Source organism: Micromonospora zamorensis, assembly GCF_900090275.1.
Taxonomy (GTDB): domain Bacteria; phylum Actinomycetota; class Actinomycetes; order Mycobacteriales; family Micromonosporaceae; genus Micromonospora; species Micromonospora zamorensis.
Window position 1 is genome coordinate 4,035,536 of sequence record NZ_LT607755.1, and the last position, 26,491, is coordinate 4,062,026.

Here is a 26,491-nt window from a genome sequence, read left to right on the forward strand (position 1 = left end):
AGGCCTTTCAGTTGACGGGTTCGAGCGCCGGCACGGGAACGGCGGTCTGGATGAGCTGGCCGGGGTGGCCGCGCCGGACCAGGACGCCGCGGCCGGGCGGGCGCTGGGCGGCGCGTTCGTCGCCGAGGATGACGCCTTCCCGGTGGTCGCCGGAGAGCACGAGGCCGCCGCAGCCCATGTCGCGGATGCGGCTGGCGAGCTGGTCGGACATGCCGGAGCGGACCATGCCGCCGACCCGGCGGGCGAGAACGAGGTGCAGGCCGACCTCGCGGGCCTGCGGGATGAACGGGATGAGGGGGGCGAGCACGGCCTGCGGGCCGCCGGAGAGCAGGTCGTAGTCGTCGACGACGACGTAGATCTCCGTGCCTTCCCACCAGTCGCGGGCTTTGAGCTGGGCGGGGGTGATGCCGGGCGGCGGGATCCGTTCCTTGAGTTTGTCGACGACGCTCTGGACGTAGACCCGTGCGCTGTCGGCGTCACCGGCGTACGCGCCGAGGTGTTCGGGTTCCACGGCGTCCACGAGCGAGTGGCGGTAGTCGAACAGGACCACCCGCATGTCGTACGGGGAGATGCGTTCGGTGAGCCCGGCCAGCCACGTACGCAGGAAGGTGCTCTTGCCGGAACCGGCGTCGCCGTAGATGAGGAAGTGCGGGTCGCCGGTGGTGAGGTCGAGCCCGACGGTGCGCAGGTCGTTCTCGGCGACGCCGATCGGCACGGTCGCGGGGGTGGCAGCGGCCAGGGCGGGCAGCTCGGCGACAGTGATGCGCTGCGGCAGCAACCGGATCGGAGGCGCGGCAGGACCGGCCCAGTGCTCGGCGACCTGGGCGATGGTGTCCTCCTGGGCTTCGCGCAGCCCGTCCGCGGAGTCGACGCCGTCGAGGCGGGGCAGCACGAGCTGGAAGTAGATGCCCGGTGCGCTGATGCCGCGGCCCGGCACCCCGGCGGGCACCCGGGCGGCGATGCGGCGGTTGACGTCGGATTCGCTCGGATCGTTGAGGCGCAGCTCGATGCGGGTGCCGATGCTGTCTCGCAGGGCGGGCCGGATGTCGTTCCAGCGTCCGGAGGTGAGCACCAGGTGCACTCCGGCGCCCAGGCCGCGCGCGGCGATCTCGTTGACCGCGGCCTCGGCGCCCTCGAACTCGGTGCGCAGCGCACCCCAGTTGTCGATCATCAGGAAGACGTGCGGGGCGCCGAGGTCGGCGAAGGTCTCGATGCCCTTGGCGCGCATGGTGCGTTCTCGTTCGACGATCAGTGCGCGCATCTCGGCGAAGGTGCGGCTGACCAGCTCGGGTTCGGCGCGACCGGCGACCGTGCCGACGTGCGGTGCCGCCGCGTACGGGTGAAGTGTCCCGCCGCCGAAGTCGATGCAGTAGAACCGCATCTCCTCGGGGGTGTGGGTGAGCATTCCGGCGAGCATGATCGTGCGCAGGAGCGAGCTGCGCCCGGTCCGTGGCGCGCCGACGGCGGCGAGGTGCCCGTGAGCGCCGCCGAAGTCCATGACGAGCGTCTCCTGGTCCTGTTTGATGGGCAGGTCGAGCAGGCCGATCGGCACGGCGAGGCGCCCGGACAGCGGCCAGACGTGGGCGGAGTAGCCGCGTTCCGCCTGGACGGAAGGTCGGCCGATCAGGTGGTCGAGGGCCAGCGCGGCGGGCAGCGGCGGCAGCCACACCTGGTGCGCGGGGCTGGTGACCGAGGTCAGCCGGTCCACCACGATCTTCAGCTCGGTCGGGCCGGGCCGGGCGGTGAGCTGCGGCTCCTCGGTCTCCTGCGCCATCGAGGTGTGGGTGCGCAGGTCGAACGGGAGCAGCGCGCCGTCGCCGCGGCCGATGCTGAACCGTTCCTCCGCGCTGACGTAGGGGGCGGAGACGTGGGCGACGCGGAACCGCTGGTAGATCGACTCGTCTACTTTCAGGTACGCCGAGCCGGGGATCGGGGGGAGTTTGTACGCGTCGGTGGTGCCGATGACCGTTCGGCTCTCGGCGGCGCTGAAGGTGCGCAGGCAGATCCGGTAGGACAGGTGCGAGTCCAGCCCACGCAGCTTGCCCTCCTCGAGCCGTTGGGTGGCCATGAGCAGGTGCATGCCGAGGCTGCGGCCGACCCGGCCGATCTGGACGAACAGCTCGGCGAACTCGGGGCGCCCGGAGAGCAGTTCGCCGAACTCGTCGACCACGATGAGCAGCGTGGGCAGCGGTTCGAGCGGGGTGCCGTCGGCCGCGACGGCGCCGGCCGCGCGGCGCATCTGGTATTCGCGCACGGTGTCGATGTTGCCGGCATCACGCAGGATCCGCTGACGGCGCTGCTGTTCACCCATGAGGGCGGCGAGCACCCGGTCGATCATGGCGGCGTCGTCGGCGAGGTTGGTGATCAGCCCGGAGACGTGGGGCAGGCCTTGCAGCGGCGCGAACGCCGCGCCGCCCTTGAAGTCGATGAGGACGAAGCTGAGAAGCTCCGGCGAGTGGGTCAGCGCGAGGCCGGTGACCATCGTACGCAGCAACTCGCTCTTGCCGGAGCCGGTGGCGCCGACGATCAGGCCGTGCGGGCCGGAGCCGCCCTGCCCGGATTCCTTGATGTCGAGCACGACGGTCTGGCCTTCGCCGTCGACCCCGATCGGCGCGCGCAGCATCCGCGGGTCGCCGGCGGTGACCCATCGGCTGGTGACGTCGCCGCGACCGGGGTCGGTGCCGAGGATCATCTCGCTGAGCGAGCGGGTGCGGGTGAGGACCTGTTCGCGTTCGTCGCTGAGCCGCAGCGGCGCGAGGTTGCGCGCGATGAGCTCGGCCAGCAACGGCGACACGTCGTCGGGCCGGCAGCGCAGCGCCGGGGTGACGACCAGATCGCGGCGTCCTTCGGTGACCACGTGTCCGGCGTCGTCGAAGCGGATCCGCAGGTCGACCCGGCTGGGTTCGTCCAACTCCCGTTCGCCGCAGAAGATCAGAGTGAGGCCGAGCTGGGGTCCGGCCCCGGCGAGCAGGGCGGCCATCAGGTCGGAGCGGCCCCATTCGGAGAACGGCGCGAATCCGGTGAAGAGCACGACCAACCGCCGCTGCTTGGCGGCGGGGCGATCGCCACTGAACCCATTACGCCGGGTGGTCTGCAGTTCGGTGCGCTGGGTGAGTTCGGCCTGCAGGAAGGTGGCCAGGACATCGGGGCCCTCGGCGACCAGCGACACCGATCCGCTGTCACTGCGGGCGTCCGGCTCGAAGGTGTGCGGCAACCACTTGGTCCATTCCCAGTGTTCAGAGCTGGCGGTCTCGATCACCAGGGTGACGTCGTCGGGGGCGTGCAGGACGGCGATCTGGCACAGCAGGGCTCGGGTGAGCAGGTCGGTGCGGGCCGGGTCGCCGACGACGCTGATGACTCCGGCGTTGCCGACGTCGATGATCATCGGCTGGTTGTCGAGGTGGCCCATCCGGTCGATCAGGCGGTGCGCCGCCTGCATGGAGTCCCAGTCGTAGTCGCCCAGCGGATCCATCTTGGGGTCGAGCTCGATCGGGGTGGCCAGCCGTACGGCCCCGTGCCCGATCCGGACCCGCAGGAAGTCGGCGTCGTCCTGGCGTCGTTCCCACACGCGGTGCCGGTTGATGCTGATCGACCAGAGCCGCTGCGGGTCGGGGTTGGCGAGCGCCGCGACGGTCCGCTGGGCCTGGGCGACCTCGCGGGCCTGGTCGCGGGCCAGCGCGAGGTGCCGGCGGTAGCGGACGCGCTGCTTGCGGGCGGTGCGGCCGCTGGTGCTGCGCTGCTGCATCCGCATCGCGATGACCGCGCCTGCGGAGGTCACGAAGAACAGCACACCAATGATGATCAGCGCGGGTTTGCCAAACGTGATCATGTACGCGGACATGCCGACGCTGCTCAAGAGCGGCAGAATCAGCGTCCACGCGGAGTTCGCCTGGTTGTCGGTGGGCGGTTCGGGCGGGCTGGGCAGGGTCACCGTCTGCTCCGGCAGCTGCGGCAACAGCATCCGGGCGGGCCGGTGGAAGGCCAGGCGGCTCATCAGGCTCCTCAGCCTCGGACGTCGAAGTCGACGTCGGTCAGGTCGGCGGCTTCCAGCGTGCTGAGCTGTTCGTCACTGGGGTCGTCGAGGGCGCTGATGCGCCCGGCGTGCTGCTCGGTCATCGCCTGGAAGACCTTGCGCGCGTACCGGCCGTTGCCGAAGCCTTCGCCGCGGTCGATGGTGGCGAAGAACTCGGCCAGTCGGTCCTGGGCGCCGTCGGAGAGCCGATAGTCGTGGTCCTTGGCCTGTTTCGCGACGATCCGTGCCATGTCGACCTCGGAGTAGTCGTCGAAGGTCAGGGTGCGCGAGAACCGGGACGACAGACCCGGGTTGGCGGCGATGAAGTGACGCATCAGGTCGGGGTAGCCGGCCACGATGACGACGACCGCCTCGCGGTGGTCCTCCATGAGCTTGACCAGCGTGGAAATCGCCTCGCGGCCGAAGTCGCTGCCCTGTCCCTCGGGCACCAGCGCGTACGCCTCGTCGATGAACAGCACCCCGCCGAGCGCTCGCTCGAACGCGGCCTGGGTCTTGGGTGCGGTGTGCCCGACGTACTCGCCGACGAGCATGCCGCGGTCGACCTCGACGAGATGGCCGCTGCTGAGCATGCCCAGCGCGGCGAGCAGTTGACCGTAGAGCCGGGCGACGGTCGTCTTGCCGGTGCCGGGGTTGCCGGCGAACACCAGGTGCCGGGACATCGGCGGGGGTGCCAGGCCGGCCTCGCGGCGCCGTTTCACCAGGTGCATCAGTTTGACCATCGTCCCGACGTCCTGCTTGACGCGGGTGAGCCCGATCAGCTCGTCGAGTTGGTCGAGCAGCGGCTGCAGCTCGACGGTGTCGGGCTGCAGGGCGATGCCGGCCGCCGAGGTGGCGACCGTCGCCGAGGCAACGCCCGCCGCCGGAACGGCGACCGAGGGCCAGCGCGCCGCGCCGACCCCCGAGCTGTGACATTCGGTGAAGGTCGCCGACGCCCGGTCGCCCTGGCTGACGTCCTCGTCCGTTTCGCGTACGGCACACCGGTGGAACGCCGGGTCGGCGTCGTCGCCGATGTATATGGCGGGATATCCGGTACGCGAGAACGTCGAGTCGGCGATGCTGCCGTGGGCGCCCGCTCCGAAATAGATGCCGTTCTTCTTCGTGTCGGTGACCGTCAGTCGCCGCACTGACGGGCGCGCGCCGGTCCAGACAGCTATCCCGCTGCCACCGATCTCGGCGACCTCGCAGTCGTCGAGCATCGGTTCGGCGTCGACATCGATGAAGATGCCGGCGGCACCGCAGCCGCGTACGGCGGTGCGCGTGATCGCCGGGGCGGCACCGGCCGCGATCTCCACTCCGGTCTGGGCGATGTCGCGGATGACGCAGTCCTGCAGCAGCGGCCGGTGCGGGGTGTCGACCCGTACACCGGTGTGGCACCTGGCCACGGTCAGCCCGCGCAGCTGGGCGTCGGCGGTCTCGTCGATCTGGATGCCGCCCAGCTCGGCCCGCTCGACCCGGCCGCCGCGCACGTGCAGGATCGCCGCACCGGAGGCGCGCACGCCCAGCTCGGAGGTGCCCTCGACGGTGACGTCGAGCAGGGTGACCGCCGCCGCGCCGGTCAGGTGCACGGCGGTGAACCCGCAGTTGGTCACGGCGCTGTCGCGCATCAGCAGCCGGCTGGCGCCCACCGCGAAGACGCCGTTGGCGGCAGCGGTGCTCAGCGCGCCGCCGGTCCAGCGAACCTCGGCGTCGTCGAGAAGGGCGAGCCCGGTCTGCACGCTGTCGGTCACTGTGGAATTGCGTACGCCCAGCCGGCTGTGCTGGGTTGCCAGCACCCCGGAGGTGCCGGCCCGGTTCACGGTGGTGTCCACCAGCAGCGCGCCGGACGTGCCGCCGGTGACGAGCCCGGCCGCGCCGGTACGGCTGATCTCGCAGTTACGCACGACGACGCCGGTGCCCTCCGGCGGCTCGGCGATCTCGTGGTCGTCGGCTCGTCCGGGCCGCACGGTCGCCCACCAGGCGCGGTCGCCGGGCAGGTTGCCGAGCACGCGAACGCCGTCGCCGCCGACGTCGTGCACCTGGCTGCCGGACAGGCGCAACACGCTGGCGTCGCGGACCTCGATGCCGGCCTCGGCGGCTCCGCCGATGTCGCAACCGGTGAGCACAGCCGAGGCGTTCCCAGCGAGGCGGACCGCGACCCCCGGGGTGTCGGTGAGCACGGCGTCGGTGAGGGTGAGCACGGCCGACCCGGTCGCGGCCACCGCCGCTCCCGTGACCCGCAGCCGTTCGGCGTCGAGCCTGGCCCCGTCGACCACGCCCACCGCGACGCCCTCGGCGCCGTCCACCGAGCAGCCGGTCAGCCGGGCCGTGGCACGGCCGGTGAGCTGCACCGACCCGGCGGCGACACGGCTGTCCTCCAGGTTCAGGTGTCCGGAGGTGACTGTGACATCGCCGCGGATCGTCAGGCCGCGCGCGGTGACCGTGCCGGCGCGCACCATCAGGGCGGGCCCTTCGGCCGCGACCAGCTCGACCAGACCGTCCACGTTCTCGGCCATGACGGTGACCGTGCCGTCCAGCACGAGGCACTCGCGGTAGGTGCCGGCCGCCACCGCCACGACAGTGCCCGGCTTGGCGGCGCGCACGGCCGCACCGATCGTGCGGTGCCGGCTCCACGCCCGGGTGGAGACCCGTTCGATCTTGGCCGCGGCCACCTCAGGACGCACAGTTCGCCCGCACCTGGGCCAGGACGATCCGCGCCTGCTTGGCCCCGGAGGCGTCCTTCGCGTCGAGCCGCACGGCGATCTGGTTGCGGTGCACCGGGAAGGTCCCGACGCCGACCCAGGTCCCGGCGGCCTTGCGCTGGTCGACAGTGAAGTTGGCGTACGGCGTGCCGGAGGTCCCGGTGGTGATCGTGTATTTGACGCCGTCGGCGAGTGTGGTTCCGGGCACCGCCGGCACGTAGACGCCGACCTGGCAGGAGGTGATGCGCTCGCCGGTGCTGAACGACCATGTCGCCGTCTGCGGCTGGGTCTGCTCCGCGGTGGGCAGGGGCAGCGTCTGGAACGTGCCGCGGCAGCCGTCCTGCTTCCAGCCGCCGGTGCCGATCGTCCGCCACTGCGCGGTGCGGCCCTGGGCGTCGAACCCGCGGTCGGCACGCGCCTCGCAGTCCCAGCCGGCGACCCCGGTGAAGCCCGCGACCGGCGGGGCCGAGCTGGCCGGTGCCTTGCCCTTGAAAGCCGCCTTCTGGGCGGGGCTCATCGGCTTGACCAGGTGCCAGAACACCCCGACGACGACGGCGCCCACCGCTACCAGCGCGGTCACGGTGATCAGCGTCGGCAGCCGGACGGTCCTCCGCTCACTCGCCGGACGCTCGGCCGCGTGTTCGACGAAGGCCCGGACGAACTGGCCGCGCCGGCTGAGCTCCTCGGACGCCCGGTGCTCGACGTCCGGCCCGGCCGGATGTTCAGTTCTCGTTGCCCCAGTCATGCTGCTCCGCGCTCGGCTTGCCGGTGTGTAGCTGACCCGGATCATCGCGCACGCTGCGGGGACGCGGCCAAGCCCCGCGAACAGGGGACATGTGCCGGTCCACCCGCGTGGCAGGGTCAAGCAGCGAAGGCTCCAACGGCTGGCGTACCAGCCCGCGCAGTGACGCGCAACGGAGTGGAACCATTACCGTCGGTAATGGTTCCACTCCATTGTCAATGCGCCTCGCACCCCGTTGGCACTTACCCCGAGTCGAGGCGTCGTGCCACCGCGCGTGTCCTCTGGTGCGTGCTGAACTTCCGCGTCACAGGCGTCACACGATGGAGATCGACCGCACCTGGGTGTTGCCCTTGGTGTCGACGTACACCTTGTAATCGCCGACGGCGTAAGTGCCAGCAGCGTTGTTGTTGATGGTGAACGTGCCCGTCACAGCAGACTCGCTGCCGTCGATGCGGGTCTGCTTCACCGTGATGGTCAACTCGTTGGTGTTGCCCTTCAGCTTCTTGACCACCGCCGACGGCTTCGCGTCGACGGCCGCGTTGGCGACCGTCACGTAGACGGCGTCGGGTGACGAGAACTCCGCGTTCTTCTGCCCATCACCGAACACGAAGAAGCCCCGCTGTTCGACGGCACCGCGCCCCGGGAACGGATCCGGGTTGGAGGCCAGGTACGTCGGGTTGAGCTTGTACAGGTCCGTCTTGGAATCCGCGAGGACGGGCTTCACCCCGGCGTACGGCGCATCGGTGATCGCGAGGTTGACCGACAGGTAGATGGCGTTGGGGTTGGTGGCCGAGATGCGCGAGGAGAAGTACTTGTCCGCGCTCTGCCCCGCGGGAACGGCCAGCGGCACAACCGCGCCGCCGACGAGGATGTTGAACTGGAAGCCGCCGTAGCCTCCGGCGACGAACTTCGCCCAAGCCGCGTCCGACATGTGGTCGGGGCGCTCCACCTTGAACTCCAGACGCATCGGCGCCACGTACGAGTTGTTCAGGTACTCGGCGTCGTTCAGGGGCAGGTAGACCCCTCCCGGCTCGTGGCCCAGTGCGAAGGCCGCCTGCGTCGGGGCCGTGTTGCCGCGCCCGTTCCACATCGGGATATTGAACGAGGTGGCGCCGAGCAGTGCCTGGTTGCCCAGCTGGTTCGCGCCGACAGTCGGCGACGCGTCCTTGTAGGTTCCGATCGTGACGTCGAGCAGGTCGAGGTCCGCGCGGTCGGCGTTCAGCCCCGGCATGTCCGCCCACATGAACTTGGCGCCGGCGGGCCCGGAGTAGCGGGCCATCTCCAACATGCCGTCGGCCATGATCTTGGTCATCTGCACTGCCGAGTCGACCTTCATCCGCTCGTTGGCCGTGTGCCACCAGCGCTCGTTACCCGGGATGACGGCGCCGAAGGCAGTCATCTTGTTGCGGAAGTTGCTGGCCAGCGTGCCACCGGTCGTGCCCTGTGGGTACACCACGTCCCGGAGGGAATACGGATCCGCGAACTCCTGCGGGCTGTGGTCGATGGAGGCCTGGTAGCTCCCGAACTGAAGAGCCGTCAGCGGGTTGTCGTGAGTGACGTACAACCCGGCGCCGATGGGCGAGCCAAGGCTGCCGATGGTGAACCCCTTCGACTGGAAGGCGTCCGTGACCGCCGCCGTCGCCTGGCCGGAGTCAGCCGCGTTGAGGTGCATGCTGCGCACGTACATCGGCATGCTGAGGCTGCCGGAGGCGTCCGTGTAGAAGCGCGTCGGGGTCTCTGAATTGATGTTTCCCATGAGGGCGAAGGTCAGGTTCGGCGTGCCGTTGCTCGCGTTGCGCAACAGGTTCGCCGGGATGCCCATGTACTTCCCGATGTAGGCCTCGCCTTCGACACCGTCGCGGAAGAACAGGTCGGCGATGCCGTCGGCGGCCTTCTTCAACTGCATGTCGGCGGCCGTGTCTCCCAAGGAGCCGAGCCCCTTGGAGAGGAGGAACATCCCCCACACGACGGCGTTCTTGCCGTACTGCGGGGTCGGCATCTCCATCGCGACATCGGTGTTGATCTCCAGCGTCAGCGAGTCGCCGCTGATCGTGGTCTGAACCTTGGGCGTGGTGCCGGAAGCAGCCGGGAGCCAACCCTTCGTGGTCGCGGCGGCGACGATCGCCGACACGAACCGGTCGCGCTCAGCGGAGCCGGCCCCCGCCACGTCGAGGGTGAAGATCGCCCGCGAGGCGATCTGCGTGGTGCTGCCGTAGGCGATGTCCTTGAGCGTCGGGTCGCCTTCGCGCAGTGTGACGCCAGCCGTGGCATCCGTCAGCCGGAAGGCCTTGGCGCTGTCCGCGGACAAGCTCATCGACACCGCCGGGGTCACCGATCCGGAGTTGCCGACGATGACCGGGAACCGCGAGTCGGAGGTGTAGGCCGCGATCGGGGTTTCTTCCCGATTGAGGTTCTTGTAGGCCCAGTTGTCGTAGAAGCTCGGGTTCGAGTTGTACGGGATGGACTGGAAATTGGCGGTGTTCGCCGCCGTGGGCGTGCCGGGACCGCCGTCTTCGTAGATTCCCATGACGATGCGGATGCGTCGGTCGAGGGGCAACCCCGCCTTGAGCAGCGCCTTGGCCGCGAGCAGCGTCGCCAGCGTCGGACCGCTGTCGTCCTGAATGCCCGCCCCGTAGACCCAGCCGTCCTGGACATAGGGCGAGTGGTAGGCACCAGGAGTGCCGAGGTTGCCGTCGGCGTCCCGCCAGCGCGCCAGCTGCGCCGGCGAAACGGAAGCCGTCGGCGAGTCGAGGTGACTCAACGCCATGACCATTTCCGGGGCGTCCGGGTCACCGATCTCCGCGTAGACGTACTTGTCGGCTTGGCGTTGGACGACCACCGGGAACCCCAGGTCAGTGGCCAGCTTGACCACCCAGGCGAGCTTGGCGACCTTGCGGTCGTACTCGTTCTGGTTGGCTTCGGTGTTGCTGACCGGGAAGGGGTACTCCGTCGCGGCCGTGCCGCCCCGGGAGATGGAGTCGTAGCTCGACCCGTCCAGCATCGCCCCGACCAGACTGAGCGGGTTGTAGGTGCCGTCCCCCGCCCGCGCGCTGCTGACGCGTCCAGCCAACGCCTCGACTTCCGCGTGGATCGCGTCGCGCTCGGCGTCGGTCACCGACAGGTCGTAGGTGACACTCGGCTGGAAGCGCTTTTCGCCGGAGCTGGTCGGGGACGCGCTTGCCGGGGGCGCAACGGTCGCCACGAGGGTCACGGCGAGCAGGACGGACAAGGTTAAAGTCGGTCTATCTCTCATGAAAACTCCAGAACAGGGGGAAGATCAGTAGCGACAGCACACACCAGCCGTGCCGCCAGTGGCCCTCGGAGTGGGATATCTTGAGGATCATCTGAGAATCCGCCTGTGCCGTCAGCACAGCCGCAGCCGGGACGGCGCCCAGCACGGTGACCTCGACCAGGGCACCATCGCGACCAAACCGGCGGGCGGTTCTTCTGCGATCACCGCGGCAGGCCGAGCGCGCGCAGAACGGCGGACTGCTTTGTGTCGGTTGGCCGTGGGAGACTCTCGCGCCGTGGACGTTGACGAGTTTTGGGCGGTCGTGGAGTCGGCCGGGGCGGGTCTCGACGGGCGGACCGGCGACGACGGTGAGGCGGTTGCCGCGGCGCTGGTGACGCGCTTGGCCGCAACATCATCGGAGCGCATCCTCGAGTTCCAGGAGCTGTTCGATCAGCTCCATGACGCCCTCTACCGCTGGGACGTGTGGGCGGCTGCATACCTGATCGGCGGAGGATGCTCGGACGACAGCTTTATCGATTTCCGGGCGGGAGTCATCGCGCTAGGGCGCGAGTGGTATGAGCGCGTCCTGGCCTCCCCCGACGGACTGGCTGACCATCCCGTGGTACGACAAGCGGCGGCCGAGGAAGACGACGGCGCGTTGTTCGCCGAGTCGGTGAACTACGTAGCCAGCAAGGCCTACGAGCAGGTCACGGAGGGTGATGACGACGAGTTCTACGAAGCGATGAAGGCTCGCGAACACGTTGCGGTCGGCATCGACGAGGCCCGCGAGCCCGACATGGGTGAGGACTTCGACTTCGACAACGATGACGAGATGCGGAGGCGGCTACCCCGGATGGCCGAGCTGTTCCTCGATCCCCCGTACTCCGCGACGCCGACCCCACCGACAAGGCTGAGGTCTGTCGGCAACTCGGTCTCCGGCTGACCTGCCAGCCCGAAAACGCAGACGGTGCGCGCTGAAGTTGATTTCAGCACGCACCGTGGAGCAAATATCTGGTGTCCGAGGGGCAACACGACCCATTGCCCCACCGCCGATGACGCTCAGCGCAACTCTGAAGCCCGCGCAAGTCTAGCCGTGCTGGTGACCTCTTTGGCGGAGCCGAAGAGGCCATCAACCGAAAATCCCTGTTCAGGGCATTGCCCGTGGAATCGGCGTCCTAAGGGATGTCTCGTAACTGGGTGAAGGCGTTGCTCGGCGACGAACCGGTGGTCAGCCGGCGAGGATGATGTTGTGGAGGTTGGCGATGCCGGAAGCGGCGTCGGCCAATGTGTGGCCGGCGCGGCGGTAGTCGCGCAGGATGAGGGCTTCCTTCCAATCCGGCAGATCACTGCCGTCAGACGGCTTGCGGTACGCCATGATCACCTCGGGGTGACCAGAACGCATGACCCCGTGGTCGAGTTGCGATGATGTTGTGGTCAACCGCGCGGCGCTCGGTCCGCAGGAGCGTCGCGACGCTGAGCTGCACGGCTCGGCGGTGCGGGGATGGTGCCGTCAGCACGAGTCGTGGCCGCCGCAGTCGCAGCCGCAGCCTTGGATGTGCGGCGGTGGAGCGTGAGAGTCATGACCAGCACGACCAGCGCTCCGACGATCAGCCCGAGGATCGCGCTGGCCACCGTGTTGACGAGCCAGCCGACGAGCCCGCCGAGAACACCCGTGGCGTCGTGGGCAGCGACCTCCACGTCATGCACGGCCTCGTACAGGAAGTGCAGGTTCAGCTCGTTCGTGCCTAGCAGCAGGATGTGCCCGCCCACCCACAGCATCGCCGCGGTGCCGACTACCGTCAGCACGGTGAGGACAACCGGCATCGCCCTCACCAGACCGCGGCCGAACGTCGCGACGGCGCCGGAACGTTGCGACAGGCGCAGCCCGGCGTCGTCCATCTTTACGATCAGGGCCACCACGCCGTACACCAGGACGGTTATGACGACGGCGACGACAGCCAGGATCGCCAGGCGGGACCAGAACGCCTCATCGATCACCTCGTTAAGGCTGATGACCATGATCTCCGCCGAGAGGATCAGGTCGGTTCGTACCGCCCCAGACACCAGTGTCGTCTCGTCCTGCACCTTCTCCTCGCCCGCGCCGGAGGCACCGTGATGGGCGATCTTGGCCCACACCTTCTCCGCGCCTTCATAACAGAGGTAGGCGCCGCCGAGCATGAGGATCGGAGTGAGCAGCCAAGGCACGAACTGACTGAGCAGCAGCACCGCCGGCAGGATGATGAAGAACTTGTTGCGCAGCGACCCCACGGCAATTCGTTTGATAATCGGCAACTCGCGCTCGGCCGCCAGGCTCCGCACGTACTGCGGCGTGACGGCAGCATCGTCGACGACGACGCCCGCAGCCTTGGCGCCGGCCTTCGCGGCGGCCGCCCCGATGTCATCGATCGACGCGGCAGCGGCCCGGGCCAGCACCGCCACGTCATCCAGCAGGGCTACGAGTCCACCGGCCAAGGGAGGGTCCTTCCAGGGTTGCGGGTCGAACTGGCCCATTCTCGCTCAGGTCCCTGCGCGCGGCACGCCACCGCCCGGTCGCATATCGGGCGAGAGCTCGAGGTGGGCTGCCTGTATCACCGAACCGGCGGCATCACCGATGCTGTTCGCGGGAGAGGTCAAGGAAACCTGGCTACGCGACCTGCGGTACCGCCACTGGGAAGTCCACCGGTTACGCACCACGGCGACGACCGTCGAACTCGACGTTGCCACCCGCGTCGATCAAATCGGTTACTACATCACCGGGCTGATCGTCGTGCGGTGGCCGCCCGCCCGAGGCGGGGACTGTTGGTGACAGGGGGCTCGCGCAATGTTCGTCCGCTCGCGAATTCCGATAGACATGCTGTCGGCAGCCGCTCTTTGACATGTGCGGGCACTGCCCTACCGCTTCCGCGGGAGCGCCAGCGCTGACGCCTTCGGATCCGCCGAAGAGGTCGCCAGCCTGAAGGGCCTGCTCAGGACGTTGCCCGTGGGATAGGTGTCTGAGATGACGGACCTGCGGCGGACCTCAGCCCGCTGACTCACGGCGCTGGCTGGAAGCCATGCAGTCGGGTGCGCACCACCAGGTCGTGCAGGGCGTCCACGGCTGCCGGATCTACGCGCTCGGGCAACACCGAGATGTCCCGGGCCGCCTCCAACTCGGCGTGCAGCCGCGACACATCGGTGGCGAGCCACCCTGCAACGCCCGCGGGGAGCGGGCCATGCTCGGCCTCCCGTTTGGCGGCAATGAGATCCGGTACGTACGACAACCTCGTTCCGAGCAAGGCAAGGTTCGTCTCTACGCGGCCGGTCCGCATCAGGTGGATCCCGGTGAGCAGGACCCGCAGCGTGTACAGCGCAGGCTTGAGCTGCCCGGTTTTGGCGTACAACTTTTCCTGGGTGGCCGCGAATCCGAGGTAGTGGTGCGCATGGTGACGGGTGACCAGCCGCGGGGCCAAGGATATGAGTTCGGCGTGCACCGCGGTGGTCACAACCACCAGCGGTGACAGCAACTGCTCCAGGACGTACCCGTTGCGGCTGTTCAACAGCTTGACGAACTTCAGCAGATCGTGGCTGACCACGTCCAACTCGACACCGTCGCGCACGCTCATGTGCTGCAACGTCTGCGGACCGGCGCGCAACCCGACGACCTCCTCAGCCGGGAGCAAGTGCACGGCCCGCAAATCCAGATCGGAGTCGATGGATGCGAATCCGTACAGATGCGCGCCGCTGACGGTGGCGAACAGCAGCGGACGAGGCAGGGCGCAGGCTGCCTCGGCGGCCCACGGCGGCACCTCGGTGGTCACTACAGGTTCCTTTCCCGGACAGCCGTGAGCAGCCGATCCACGTCAACCCGGTCGGGCTGATCAGGCAACACGGTGCTTGCGGTCGCGTCGGCAAGCTCAACCAGTAGATCCGCCGTCCAAGCGGCGACCTCATCCCAGGGCAGCTCGCCGCGCCGCACCGGAAGCAGCCGGTCGCGCAGGTGACGAACGTCGACCAGCACCTCCCCGGTCCGAAGCACATGCGCCCCGGCGACCAGCAGCCGGATCATATGCATGGCCTGCTTGTGATTCGTCTCGCCGGTGCGCTCGCGGCGGGCCGCCACTCGGTTGAGCTGATCCCGGGCGTAGTTGCCGTAGGTCTCCGCCACCCGCCTCGACAGGAACGCCTGCCGTGCCGCCAGCAACCACTCCCCGTCGACGGTGATCGTCTCGACCAGCGGAGACCAGAGCACCTCCAGGACTGTCGGGTTGCCCTGCAGGGCCAGGACGCAGAAGCGTTCGAACTCCCAGGAGAACTGCTCCACCGCCGGACCGTCGAGGTGCGTGGGCGGCTTGTCGAGGTGCCAGAACGCCCGTGTGGGCGCCACATACACACCACGCCGGTCGTAGTCGGAGGCCAGGTCATGCAGCCCGTACGCCCGCGACCCGACCACAACGGCGAGAACCGTATGCCGCTCGACAAGCTCGATCACGCCCGCGACGCTACCCAATCACCGCCCTGCACACGTCACCCTTTTCGAGCACTCCGCGTCCGTGAGGTTCGGCTCTTCGACGACGCCACCACGGTGGTGCGTGCGCTGGGCACCCGGTTCGGCCAACCGGCCTGAGCGCCGTTCTAACAGTCGTCTCAGATTCGCTCGGTAGGAAGTCGGCATCAGATAAGCGATGTGACCCGTCTGTAGGAGGCTAGTGATGGCAGTCAACGCAGCGCCGTCCGGGGAAGCGCCGGACGGTCGGTTGGCAGGCCGGTGGGTGCCGTGGTTGGTGATTGGCCTGTGGGTGGCGCTGGCGGCGGTGATGGTGCCGTTGAGCGGAAAGCTGAGCTCGGTCACTACCGACAGAGCCGTGGACACCCTGCCGGCCGGTGCCGAGTCCACCAAGGTGGCGGTGCTGGAGGACAGTCTCCCCGGCGGTGAGGACAACACGTTCGTGTTCGTGTACCACCGCGCCGGCGGCATGACCGACGCCGACCGCGCGACGGCCGAGCGCCACTACAACACCCTTGCCAAGCGGTACCCGCCGAAGGTGGCGGCCCCGGCCGGCGAGGACGACGAGGGCCCACCGACAAGACTCTCCACCAACGGCAAGGCGATGATGTTCACCCTCGACGTGAGCACGACCTACGGCGCACCGGAGGCCATCGTCGGGCCGTTGCGTGACGCCGCGAAGGACCGCCCCGCCGGCCTGGAACTCGACGTGACCGGGCCGGCCGCGGTCGACGGCGACATGGACGCCGTCTTCGACGGCATCGACCTGCAGGTCTTCCTCACCACCGTCGTCGTCGTAACGCTCCTACTCATCCTCACCTACCGCAGCCCGGTGTTGTGGTTCATCCCGCTGGTGGTCGTAAGCGCGGCCGCACTGACCGCGATGGCGACCGTCTACCTGCTCGTCAAAGGCTTCGGCATCGTGGTCAACGACCAGAACTCGGCGCTGCTGACGATCCTTGTATTCGGCGTCGGCACGGACTACGCGCTGTTGCTCATCGCTCGGTATCGGGAGGCACTGCACCACCACGAGAACGTCCGGGTTGCGATGATCCACGCGTTGCGCGGCGCGGCGCCGGCGATCGTCGCGTCCGCGGCCACCGTGGTCGCCGGCCTGCTCTGCCTGCTCGTCGCGGACCTGAACAGCACCAGCGGGTTGGGCCCGATCGGTGCGGCCGGCATTCTGTGCGCGCTGGTGGCCATGCTGACGCTGTTCCCGGCGGTGCTCGTGGTGCTCGGCAGGCGGATCTTCTGGCCGGCCATCCCGCGGTTCAGCACGACCGTGGAGCAGAAGCCGGGGCTGTGGGGACGGCTTGGCACCGCCATCAGCCGCCGCCGGTGGGTGGCGACGCTCGGCTCGCTCGGAGTCCTCGGCGTGCTCACCCTCGGGCTGGCGGGCAATACCGGCGCCCTGCGGGAGCAGGACCAGTTCCTGTCCGCGCCGGAGTCGGTCACCGGCTTCACCGTTCTCCGCCAGCACTTCCCGGAGCTCGGCGGCCAGCCGATGACGATCTTCACGCGGCCGGCGTACCAGGAGCGGGTGCTCGACATCGTCAAGGGCACCCGAGGTGTGGCCATGGCCATCCCGGGTCAGACCAAGGGTGGCTGGGCCGACATCTCCGTGTTCCCGACGGACGCGCCGGACACCGTCGCGGAGTACGACACGATCAAGCGGGTGCGCACCGCCGTACACGCGGTGAGCGGGGCGGAGGCGATCGTCGGCGGGCCGGGTGCGGAGAACCTCGACACCGAGGTGACCACCAGCCGCGACGAGAAGCTGGTGATCCCGCTGGTGCTCGCCGTCGTCCTGATCGTGCTCGGGCTGCTGCTGCGCGCGGTCGTGGCCCCGTTGGTCCTGATGGCCACCGTGGTCGTCTCATTCGCCGCAGCCTTCGGCGGCAGCGTGTTCGTCTTCGACACGATCCTCGGGTTCAAGGGCATCGACTATTCGGTGCCGCTGCTGGCATTCCTGTTCCTGGTGGCGCTCGGCGTCGACTACAACATCTTCCTGGCCAGCCGTGCCCGGGAGGAGGCCGTGCGTCTCGGCACCAGAGAGGGCATGCTCAAAGCCCTGTCCGCCACCGGTGGCGTCATCACCTCGGCAGGCCTGGTCCTGGCGGCCACGTTCGCGGTCCTGGTCTCACTTCCGCTGGTGATGCTGATCGAGGTCGGGTTCCTGGTCGCCTTTGGCGTGCTGCTCGACGCCCTGCTGGTGCGATCGGTCCTGGTGCCCGCCCTCACCCTGCTGATCGGCCGGCGGATGTGGTGGCCGGGCCGGCTGTCCCGACCGGTGGAGCCGCCGGACGGGCAACAGCCGCTCGCCGACGACGAGGAGCCCGCGCTGCAACGGTGAGCGCGGCGGCACGGGCGAGATCCGGGACGGAGCCTCAGGCCCGTCCCGGATCTTTTTCATGATCCGGCGGTGGGCCGCGTGATTCGACCGGGCGGGGCCGCGGCCGGAAGGTCGACCTGAAGCAGCGCGCCACCGCGTGCGGAGCGGGCGACGGTGACCCGGCCGCCGTGGGCGTCGACGACCCGCTGAACGATCGACAGCCCCAGACCGGATCCTGGCAACGCCCGGGCGCTGTCGGCACGGTAGAACCGGTCGAACACCCGCGGTACGTCGGCGGCGTCGATGCCCGGCCCGGCGTCGTCGACCTCGAGCACCGCCGACGCGCCCTCGGCACGGAGCCGGACCTGGACCGGCTGGTCCGCGGGGGACCACTTGCCGGCGTTGTCGATGAGGTTGAGCACCGCCCGTTGGAGCGCAGCGGGACGCCCGCTCACCCACACGGAGGTGACGTCGAGCGCGACCTCGAAGTCGGGCACGCGGGAACGCGCCCGGGTCGCGGCGGCCACCACCACGTCGGCGAGGTCGAGCAGGTCGGTGCTCTCGTCGGTGACGTCACCGCGCGCCAGGTCGGTCAGTTCGGCGGCGAGGGTGCTCAACTCGGCTACCTGTGCGCCGAGGTCGTTGAGCAGCCGGGTCCGGCTCTCCGCCGGCAGCGCGCTGTCCAGGGTGCCGCGCCGATCGAGCCGGATCAGCAGTTCGGCGTTGAGGCGCAGGCTGGTGAGCGGGGTCTTGAGCTCGTGGGCGGCGTCTTCGGCGAGCAGCCGCTGGGCCCGCCGGGAGTCGCGGAGCGCGGCGAGCATGTCGTTGATCGACTGGATCAGCCGCCGGATCTCCCCGCCGCCTTCATCCGGGATGTCGGCGTCGAGATCCTGGGTGTGCGCGACGCGTACCGCGGCGGCGGTCAGCCGGTCGATCGGTGCCAGCCCGGTCCGCGCCACGGTCCGCCCGACAAGGGCGCCGCCGACCACGCAGAGCAGCCCGATCAGCAGCATGCCGAACCCGAACCGGTTGATCGGGCTGTCGTTGGCGACGCGGGCCACCTGGACCGCGCCGTCGCCCGCCCGCAGCGTGTAGATGAGGTAGCCGTCCTCGTCGATGTCGTTCGACTCCATCAGGTCGGCCGACGCGCCCTGCGCCACGCGCCCGGCGTGCTCGCTGACCGGGGGCAGCGCGGGTTGGCCGGCCGGCGTCCGGGTCGATCCGTCGGGCAGGATGACCCGCACCAGTCGAACGGATCCGGGATACGGCGGTAGCTGGACCTGCGCCAGACCGGCGCGCTCCGCGTCCGTCGCCAGGACGCGGGAGTCGGCGCGCAGCTGATCCTCGGCGGTGTCCCGCAGCTCCCAGTCCAGCAGCTCGCTGGCCACCTGGAAGGCCATGAACACGCTGACCGCGATGGCCGTCGCCGCGATCACCGTCAGCCTGGTCCGAAGTGACCGCCGGCGCCACCATCGGGTCAGCCGGCGCGGTTTCCGGCCGGCGGGCCAGCTCACGGAGGACTCTCCCGCAACGTGTATCCCAGGCCGCGCAGCGTGTAGATCAATCGCGGCTCACCCTCGGCCTCCATCTTGCGGCGCAGGTAGCTCACGTACACCTGGAGGTTGTTGGCGGTGGCGCTCATGTCGAAGCCCCAGATCGCCTCGAACAGCGCGTCGCGGGTCAACACCCGGGTCGCGTTACGCACGAGGACCTCCAGGAGGGAGAACTCGGTCCGGGTCAGGCGCAGCGGCCGCCCGCCTCGCCACGCCTCGAACCTGTCGGGATCGAGCCGGACGTCGGCGAACGACAGGACCTGCGACTCCCCGTCGCCCGGCGTGCGCCGGCGCAGCAAGGCCCGCACCCGGGCCAGCAACTCCTCGGTGGCGAACGGCTTGGGCAGGTAGTCGTCGGCGCCCGCGTCCAGCCCTGCGACCCGGTCCGAGACCTGGTCACGAGCGGTCAGCATCAGCACCGGCAGATCCCGACCCGCCGCCCGCAACCGCCGGCAGGTCTCCAACCCGCCGAGGCGGGGCATCATCACGTCAAGGATCAGCAGATCCAGCGTGTCACCGCCGGCCCCACCGACCCCGTCGAGCACGGCGAGACCGTTGGCGACGGTGCTGGTGTCGTAACCCTCGACCTGGAGAACCCGCTCCAGCGACTCACGGATGGCCGCGTCGTCATCCGCGATCATGATCCGCACGCCGACGCGCCCCCTTCCAATCGATGCTTTTGCCGCTCATTGTCCCCGATCAACCTGAGGCCAGGATTAAAAGGTCGGGCGCACGGTGGACCGCAGCATCCCATCGCCATGATCAGGTGCCCCGTTCTCGGCATGAGCGAGCGTGCAGCGAGCCCTGACCACTTCGGCATCCACTGGGAGGTCACACCACACCGCTCGATCTCCATCACCGCAGGTCATAGTCCTCGTCTATGTCCGGCGTTGGTGAGCACTTCGGTCGCGGTGACCTCTTCGCCAACCTGCACCCAATCTGCTCCCAGTTGCAAGGCAGGCCAACCAGTGGCGCCGCACCGACTGTTCCGCTGCACCAACCACCTGCGGCGGCGCTTGACGCTCGGTCGCCGGCAGATCCGCGTACGTGACCTTGTAACCGCCTGCTGCTCCGGGCCGGTCAGGAGTGTCGCCGAGGCGGCCCGGCTTGTCGGCCTGTCGACGCACACCCTCCGCTACTACGAGCAGGAACGACTCGTGCGGCCCGCCCGCAACGCCTCCGGGTACCGCGAGTACTCCGCATCCGACCTGCGCCGCCTCGTCTTCCTCACCCGGATGCGCCTGTCCGGCATGACCATGACCGACCTCAAGCGCTACATCTCGCTCGTTGAGCAGGGGCCCGAGCACCGTCACGGACGCCGACGCATCATGCGCGACCAGCACGACCGGATCACGCGGCAGATCCGTGAGCTCAGGCTGGCGCTGAAGACCACCGAGTACAAGATCTGCGTCTACGACGGGCACCCGGAAGGCTGACCCACTCCAGCCGTGACGGTCCCCCGAGCGTCCGCACGCCTCGGCGATTCACTCGGTCACTGACTCCGTTGCTGTACACAAGCAGAAAGGCCACCAGCCTGCCCATTCGGGCGGCTGCCGAGTGACTCCTTGCGATGGAATCATGATCGGGTGACGCCCTTCCACATCGATGTGCCCGAAGCCGTCCTGGACGACCTGCGAGCTCGGCTTTCGCGGACAAGGCTCGCGCCAGCCGCCCCAGGAGAGCCGTGGGCCGCCGGCACCGACCCTGGGTACCTGGCAGGTCTGGTGCGGTACTGGCTCGATGGATTCGACTGGCGCGCGGTCGAGCGTGCCCTCAATCGGTACCCTCAGTTCGTCACCACGGTCCGAGGCACGCCGGTCCACTTTGTTCATGTTCGCTCGGCATCGCCCGACGCCACGGCGCTGACCCTGACCCATGGCTGGCCCAGCACGTACACGGAGATGCTGCCCCTGGTGTCCCGGCTCGCAGACTTCGACCTCGTCATACCGAGCCTGCCCGGTTTCGTCTTCTCCGGTCCACTCGCCGAGGGCCCGACGACCGAGGCGGCTGTCGCGGACGTGTGGGCTGAGCTGATGACCCGTTTGGGCTACGACCGCTTCGGCGCCTACGGTGGCGATATCGGGTCCGGCGTGTCGACGTGGCTCGGCGCCCGCCACCCAGATCGGGTCATCGGGATCTTCTCGCAGCACATCAAGTTCCCGCCAGCGGACCGCAGGGGCGACCTCAGCCCAGCCGAGGAGGCGTTCATCGCCATGCTCGACGCGAAGGCCCAAGATGACTGGGGCTACGGAATCCTCCAGGAAACACGGCCCGACACCCTTGCGGCCGCGCTGAGCGACTCGCCGTCCGGACTGGCCGCCTGGATCATCGAGAAGTACCAGCGCTGGAGCGACTGTGGCGGTGACATCTCCCGCCGGTTCGGCTTCGACGAACTGCTGACCACCGTGATGCTGTACTGGGTCACCAACTGCATCGGCACGTCCTTCCGGCCCTACCGTGACGATCGCCTAGCCCCACATCTGCCAATGGTCGCCGTACCCGCCGGTATCACGGTCAGCGTGGAGGACGCCGGCCTGCCCCGGTCATTCGCCGAACGCACCTACGCCAACCTCACCCACTGGCACGAGCCCAGGGTCGGCGGCCACTTCTTCGCCCAGGAAGAGCCCGACCTGCTCGCTGCCGACCTGCGCGCCTTCTTCAGCGCGCTGCGGTAATCCAGGAGCGGCCTGTCGTTGGGGGCTGCTGGGATGAGCACGGCCGCGGTCGTCGGGTTCGGCTGGGTCGGCGCGAGCTGGCTGTTCGGTCGCAAGCCCGGCGAACGGCCGATCTGGGGCATGGCCGCCGGGTACGTAAACTCGGCGAACCTCGGCATCCCCATCGCAACGCAGGTTCTCGGCAACGTGTCGTTCCTGGCGGAGGTGGTGCTGCTGCAGTTGCTGGTGGTGACGCCGCCACGGCGGGAGTGCACGACCGGACATCCGCGAGGCTGTCCGCCCGGGCCCGGGTGTTCGCCACCGGCCAGGGCCGCAAGACCGACCCGGTCGGCGCCCGCAGCGTCTCTGTGGTCGCTCTGCAGACCGAAGGGCTGCGGCTGCCATTGGTGGGGCACGGGTGTCGAGCACACTGATCGCATGGACGTCCCGTACCCGTGTGTCTGTTGCGGCTACCGCACGTTGGGGGATCCGCCGGGCTCACATATCAGGCGCGCCGGGGTGCTGACGGACCGGTGGCATTTGAACGCCCTGAATCGAGCTAGCGGCAGCAGCCGTCGGACGACAATTGCACCATGATCGACTACCGTTGCTCGGGCTGCCGCCAGCGCTATACGACCTATCTCCCAGAACATGCCGACGAGCGCTGCTACCTCTGTGCCGCCAAGGCCACCTGGGAGTCGCTTCCGCCAGAGACGCAGCGGGCGATCTATGCGGCCATCACTCGTGGAGCGATACCTGGTCTACTCGCGATGCGAGAAGCGGATCCGCCGATCCTGCTGCCTCAGGCCATGGACGTACTTCAGTTCCGCTCCAACGCCGGGCCGAGTGACGCACCGGTTGCCGAGTAGCCGCCATACCTTGGGTAGCGGGCGATCCGCGGCAGATCCGGTGTACGAGTCGGGTCAGGCCGAGAACGTGATCCGTACGATCCTGGACATGTCTGATCCTGCCGCGCGGTTCGCCCAGCTTGGCGACGAATACGAGTCCCGGAAGCGGACAGCAACCGCGCTCGTTGAGAGCTGGGACTGGTACACCTGGCGGGGCCTTGATCTGCGCCCGTTGCGCTTAAAACTGTCACCTATCGGTGCAGCAGACCCGCCGCCGGGTCTGGAACAAGCAACGCACTGACGAAGTGCTGCTCGACGTCGACGACGTGGCAATGGGCCACACCGGCGTCATGCGCTGGAACCCCCGCGACAAATGGGTGGTCTCCAAGGACATCACCCATGAGCCACTCATCGACGACGAGACCTTCGAGCGGGCCCAAGCGACACTGCAACGACGCCGACGGGCCGCCTGCGACCGACGCATGCAGGGCCAGTACAACCACGGCGACGCCTACTACCGCTGCCGCTTCCCCCAGGAGTACGCCCTCGCCAACCAGTCCCCACCCCCCGTAACGTGTACCTGCGGGAAGACGCTCTCACCGACCCGCTCGACACCTGGCTGGCCTCCGCCTTCGCCCCACCGCATCCAGCAAACGATCACCGCGATGGCCGACGCCCAGCCCCTGGATCATCCGCCCGCAACGAGCAGAGCAGCCCAGACGATCATTACCGAGTGCGACGCCAAGCTGGAGCGCTACCGCGCCGCCCTCGACGCTGGTGCCGACCCCGCGGTCGTCACCGGCTGGATCGCCCAGACACAGGCCGAACGCGCCCGCGCGGAAGCAGATCTGCACGCGAACGCGGACACCACCCCGCGCCGGATGAGCCGAGCAGAGATCGCGGCCCTCGTGAACGCGCTCGGCGACATCGCCGCCGTGCTCCGCGACGCCGACCCGGCCGACAAGGCCGAGGTCTACCGGCAACCCGGTCTCCGGCTGACCCACCTGCCCGAAAACGCAAACGGTGCGCGCTGCAGTCGATCTCAGCACGCACCGTGGAGCAAATATCTGGTGTCCGAGGGGGACTTGAACCCCCACGCCCTATACGGGCACTAGCACCTCAAGCTAGCGCGTCTGCCATTCCGCCACCCGGACCTACACGTGCAGCCTACCTCGCCGACCAGATGATCTTTCCATCCGGTGTTCGGCACGGCGGGCCGCACGGGGAGTTACTGTACACGCCGCTCGTGGATCATGCACATCGCCTTCCGGCCCCTCCGTTCCGACGCTTCCACCCCTGTTCAGGCCGCCTGAAACGCCTCACCGACACGGCGCCCAGGCGTGTCCGGGTAGCGTCCGGTGGCCCTCTGACGGCAGCATTGCCGTGTGTCCCATCCCTCCCCTCTGGCAGCCGCCCAGCACCGGGCCCTCGCCCTGCGCGCTGCCGGCGACCTCAGCGCCGCCCGGCAGCTGCTCGCGGAGGCTGTCGGTTCCCCTCCCCCTCCGTACACCGATGATCACCCGGAGGTGCTGCACACCGCGCACCTGCTGGCACGGCTGCACCGCGAGGCGGACGATCCGCTCGCTTCCCGCCGGGTGTTGGAGGAGGCGTTCGCCGCAGGCGAGCGGCGGTGGGAGCACTCCGACCCGGTGCTGCTCGCGCTCGCTTTCGAGCTCGCCGAGGTAGCCGAAGAGCTGGGCAACCGGCACGAGGCCCGCCGCAACTACACCCGCGTCGCCACCGCCGGGCCCGCAGTGCTCGGGGAGCACCACCCGGTGGTCCGCGCCGCCCGCGCCTACCTCGCCCCACCCGCCTCGGCGCCGACCGAGCAGCCCGGGCCACCGCCGACGCCCATCGCGGAGCCGGTCGGTGCGGCGGCCGACGCCGGCGCCCGGTCGGCGCTGTCCGGGCCGACGCTGTCGCTGGCGACCCTGGCCGCGATGCGACCCCCCGCTGGTGGCCAGGCCGCCACCAGCTCACCCTGGGCTCCACCGGCCACACCCCGGTCAACCCCTCCAGGGGTACGAGCACCCGCCGCACCCACCCCGCCCAGTAACGCCGTCCCAGCGCCGCCTCGGCCAGGGCCGAGGGCGGATAGCCAGCCAGCCGGGCAAAGGGTCGATAGCCAGCCACCCCGGCCGAGGGCCGAGAGCCAGCCGATCCCGTCGTCCGGTCAGCGGCCACCACACCGATCACCGTCCGGGCCCGCCACAGCGCCCCGTCAACGGGTCGGCGACGACCCGGCGGTCGACGCTTCCCACCGGCCATCGAGCGCAACCGCCCCAACCCCGGCCTCCCCGACGCCAGCATCCGGGCTGCCGGCGCCCCGCTGGGACGACCCGACGATCCAGGTACGGCAGATCGAACCGCTACTCGCCGAGGAGGCTGCCCGAACGGGAGTCAGGGCCACCGGGGCGAGCGCACCGGTCGACGCATCCGCTGCCCAGCCGGCCTCTCCGAGCAGCCAATCCCCAAGCAGGAGTCACCCAGGGCCAGCGCAGCCGGTCAGCGGAACACCAGCCCACCCGATCAGCGCGCCGCCCATTGCTCCGCAGCCAGTGTCCGCACCACCGGCCCTCCCCCACCCGGTTTCGGGACCGCCGACGCACCCGGTCTCCGCACCACCGAGCCACCCCGTCTCCGCACCGGCCCACCCGGTTTCTGGACCAGCGAGCCACCCCGTCTCGGCGCCACCGGCCCACCCGGTCTCCGGACCCCCGGCGCACCCGGTATCCGGGCCACCTGGGCACACCTACCCCGTGTCCGCACCACCTGCGTTCGGCCAGCAGATCTCCGCGCCGCCGATGAGCGCGCCCTCCTTCCCCGCGCGCCCGATGAGCGCGCCACCCGTCTCCGCGCCGCCGGTCAGCGCACCACCCGCACCGCCGTGGGGATTGACCGCGCCACCGTGGAGCCGCACCGGCCCACCGCCAACTGCCGGCGCCGGCGACGCTGGGCCGCTCCAAACGGACGCGGAGCGCACCGGCGCGGACGGCGGTGAGTTCGGGCCGGACAACCTCGATGCCGCAGTGGTGCCGACGCAGCGGGCCCGGGCCGCGGCGTCCGACCAGACCGAGGTCCTCCCGGCCGTCGCGCCCGGCAGTGGTCAGGCCAGGGACTTCGCCGGTTCGGCCCAGCCCGTCACGTCCCAGCCGACACCGGGCGCCCTTCAGCCGCACCCCGTCGAGCCGTCTCCGGCTGCCTGGTCACCGGGTGGGGGCAGCGCGCCGCCGCCGACCACGCCGCGACCGGCCTCGCAGTACCACCAGGGCCAGCAGCCGACCCAGGCGGAGCAGGACCAGTACCCGACGCAGGAGCACCGCCCGATCCAGGATCACCGGCCGTTCCAGGCGCCGTACCCGGGTCAGCAGTACCACCACCCCGGACCGGACGCGTACCGGCCGGCGTACGCCGACGAGAGCGCCTCGGCGGGCCGCAACCGTGCGACGCTGATCGGCGCGGTGGTCGCGGCCGGGGTGGCTGTCGTGGCGGTGGCCGGGCTGGGTGCGGTCGTGCTGACCCGCGACGACCCGCCGCCCGGGGGCAGCGCACCGACGGCGGTGGCGCCGACGGGGGCGGCACCGACGGCGGCCGGTCCTCCTCCGGGGGATCTGAAGCTTCGGGACAACTCGACAACGATCACGCTGACCTGGACGGATCCGTCCGGTGGCGCGGTGCCGTTCATGGTCGCTGCCGGACGTGCCGGGCAGGCGTTGGGCGTGGTGGCCACCGTGGACCCGGGGAAGACCAGCTACACGGTCAACGGTTTGAACTCGCGAGTGGACCACTGCTTCACCGTGTTGGCGGTCTACTCAACTGACAGCTTTGCGACTTCGGGGCAGGTCTGCACGGCGCGGGAGCGCAGCACCCCGTCGAGCGGAAAGCCCTCAGGGCGGCCGTCGCCGAGCTGAGCTGGGCGTCCACAACGCACACGCT

The 26,491-nt window shown here is 69.5% G+C and carries 20 protein-coding genes and 1 tRNA gene; 9 read left to right on the plus strand and 12 right to left on the minus strand.

Features of this window, described 5'->3' with window-relative positions; genetic code table 11:
* Positions 1-7 precede the first annotated feature (7 nt).
* The 4 genes from eccCb to GA0070619_RS17735 form a co-directional block, all read right to left on the minus strand.
* Positions 8-3,994 (minus strand): type VII secretion protein EccCb, encoded by a 3,987-nt coding sequence (eccCb, locus tag GA0070619_RS17720; RefSeq protein WP_088949089.1) that lies wholly within the window; start codon positions 3,992-3,994, stop codon positions 8-10.
* A gap of 8 nt (positions 3,995-4,002) precedes the next feature.
* Complete coding sequence (locus GA0070619_RS17725; protein ID WP_157744039.1) at positions 4,003-6,693, minus strand: right-handed parallel beta-helix repeat-containing protein; 2,691 nt, start codon at positions 6,691-6,693, stop codon at positions 4,003-4,005.
* Positions 6,683-7,456: a golvesin C-terminal-like domain-containing protein gene (locus tag GA0070619_RS17730; protein ID WP_088949091.1), complete on the minus strand. Its 774-nt coding sequence runs from the start codon at positions 7,454-7,456 to the stop codon at positions 6,683-6,685. Before GA0070619_RS17730 ends, GA0070619_RS17725 begins: the two co-directional genes overlap by 11 nt.
* A gap of 310 nt (positions 7,457-7,766) precedes the next feature.
* Entirely contained in the window at positions 7,767-10,706 is a 2,940-nt protein-coding gene (locus GA0070619_RS17735; RefSeq protein WP_088949092.1) for a M20/M25/M40 family metallo-hydrolase, read from the minus strand.
* Between the two features lie 274 nt (positions 10,707-10,980).
* Here GA0070619_RS17735 and GA0070619_RS17740 point away from each other — a divergent pair, with 274 nt between their 5' ends.
* The gene (locus GA0070619_RS17740) at positions 10,981-11,628 is read left to right on the plus strand and encodes a DUF4240 domain-containing protein (RefSeq protein WP_088951876.1); all 648 of its coding nucleotides are present in this window, start codon (positions 10,981-10,983) and stop codon (positions 11,626-11,628) included.
* Between the two features lie 285 nt (positions 11,629-11,913).
* Here GA0070619_RS17740 and GA0070619_RS32460 read toward each other — a convergent pair whose 3' ends face one another.
* A complete protein-coding gene (locus GA0070619_RS32460) occupies positions 11,914-12,060 on the minus strand; it encodes a hypothetical protein (protein WP_396688309.1) in 147 nt (48 codons plus the stop codon).
* Between the two features lie 59 nt (positions 12,061-12,119).
* Positions 12,120-13,196 (minus strand): DUF808 domain-containing protein, encoded by a 1,077-nt coding sequence (locus GA0070619_RS17745; protein WP_231927082.1) that lies wholly within the window; start codon positions 13,194-13,196, stop codon positions 12,120-12,122.
* Between the two features lie 100 nt (positions 13,197-13,296).
* On the opposite strand from GA0070619_RS17745, the gene GA0070619_RS17750 reads away from it, so the two are divergent.
* Positions 13,297-13,491: a hypothetical protein gene (locus GA0070619_RS17750; RefSeq protein WP_088949093.1), complete on the plus strand. Its 195-nt coding sequence runs from the start codon at positions 13,297-13,299 to the stop codon at positions 13,489-13,491.
* A gap of 226 nt (positions 13,492-13,717) precedes the next feature.
* Here the strand turns inward: GA0070619_RS17750 and GA0070619_RS17755 are convergent, their stop codons facing one another.
* Positions 13,718-14,482 carry a nucleotidyltransferase domain-containing protein gene (locus GA0070619_RS17755; protein WP_088949094.1) on the minus strand — a complete coding sequence of 255 codons (765 nt, stop codon included), beginning with the start codon at positions 14,480-14,482 and terminating at the stop codon, positions 13,718-13,720.
* Positions 14,482-15,153 (minus strand): nucleotidyltransferase domain-containing protein, encoded by a 672-nt coding sequence (locus GA0070619_RS17760; protein WP_088949095.1) that lies wholly within the window; start codon positions 15,151-15,153, stop codon positions 14,482-14,484. Before GA0070619_RS17760 ends, GA0070619_RS17755 begins: the two co-directional genes overlap by 1 nt.
* Before the next feature lie 220 nt (positions 15,154-15,373).
* Between GA0070619_RS17760 and GA0070619_RS17765 the strand changes: the two genes are divergently transcribed.
* A complete protein-coding gene (locus GA0070619_RS17765) occupies positions 15,374-17,521 on the plus strand; it encodes an MMPL family transporter (RefSeq protein WP_088949096.1) in 2,148 nt (715 codons plus the stop codon).
* Positions 17,522-17,577: 56 nt separating this feature from the next.
* Here the strand turns inward: GA0070619_RS17765 and GA0070619_RS17770 are convergent, their stop codons facing one another.
* Entirely contained in the window at positions 17,578-18,936 is a 1,359-nt protein-coding gene (locus GA0070619_RS17770; protein ID WP_231927083.1) for a HAMP domain-containing sensor histidine kinase, read from the minus strand.
* A gap of 74 nt (positions 18,937-19,010) precedes the next feature.
* Positions 19,011-19,694 carry a response regulator transcription factor gene (locus GA0070619_RS17775; protein ID WP_172862064.1) on the minus strand — a complete coding sequence of 228 codons (684 nt, stop codon included), beginning with the start codon at positions 19,692-19,694 and terminating at the stop codon, positions 19,011-19,013.
* 327 nt (positions 19,695-20,021) lie between these two features.
* Between GA0070619_RS17775 and GA0070619_RS17780 the strand changes: the two genes are divergently transcribed.
* From GA0070619_RS17780 to GA0070619_RS34125, 5 genes are all read left to right on the plus strand, one after another.
* Positions 20,022-20,489, plus strand: a complete 468-nt coding sequence (locus GA0070619_RS17780; protein ID WP_197699553.1) for a MerR family transcriptional regulator — start codon at positions 20,022-20,024, stop codon at positions 20,487-20,489.
* Between the two features lie 150 nt (positions 20,490-20,639).
* Entirely contained in the window at positions 20,640-21,728 is a 1,089-nt protein-coding gene (locus tag GA0070619_RS17785) for an epoxide hydrolase family protein (RefSeq protein ID WP_088949099.1), read from the plus strand.
* A gap of 572 nt (positions 21,729-22,300) precedes the next feature.
* Positions 22,301-22,576 (plus strand): hypothetical protein, encoded by a 276-nt coding sequence (locus tag GA0070619_RS32465; RefSeq protein ID WP_157744040.1) that lies wholly within the window; start codon positions 22,301-22,303, stop codon positions 22,574-22,576.
* Positions 22,577-22,664: 88 nt separating this feature from the next.
* Positions 22,665-22,856, plus strand: a complete 192-nt coding sequence (locus GA0070619_RS32470) for a hypothetical protein (RefSeq protein WP_157744041.1) — start codon at positions 22,665-22,667, stop codon at positions 22,854-22,856.
* A 49-nt stretch (positions 22,857-22,905) separates the two neighbouring features.
* Complete coding sequence (locus GA0070619_RS34125) at positions 22,906-23,670, plus strand: hypothetical protein (RefSeq protein WP_414855641.1); 765 nt, start codon at positions 22,906-22,908, stop codon at positions 23,668-23,670.
* Here the strand turns inward: GA0070619_RS34125 and GA0070619_RS17795 are convergent.
* Both GA0070619_RS17795 and GA0070619_RS32480 read right to left on the minus strand, forming a co-directional pair.
* Positions 23,624-23,709, minus strand: a tRNA-Leu gene (locus tag GA0070619_RS17795). The two genes, GA0070619_RS34125 and GA0070619_RS17795, sit on opposite strands and share 47 nt — an antisense overlap.
* A gap of 641 nt (positions 23,710-24,350) precedes the next feature.
* Positions 24,351-24,554 (minus strand): hypothetical protein, encoded by a 204-nt coding sequence (locus GA0070619_RS32480; protein WP_157744042.1) that lies wholly within the window; start codon positions 24,552-24,554, stop codon positions 24,351-24,353.
* A 760-nt stretch (positions 24,555-25,314) separates the two neighbouring features.
* Between GA0070619_RS32480 and GA0070619_RS32485 the strand changes: the two genes are divergently transcribed.
* The gene (locus GA0070619_RS32485) at positions 25,315-26,466 is read left to right on the plus strand and encodes a fibronectin type III domain-containing protein (protein ID WP_157744043.1); all 1,152 of its coding nucleotides are present in this window, start codon (positions 25,315-25,317) and stop codon (positions 26,464-26,466) included.
* Positions 26,467-26,491: the final 25 nt, after the last annotated feature.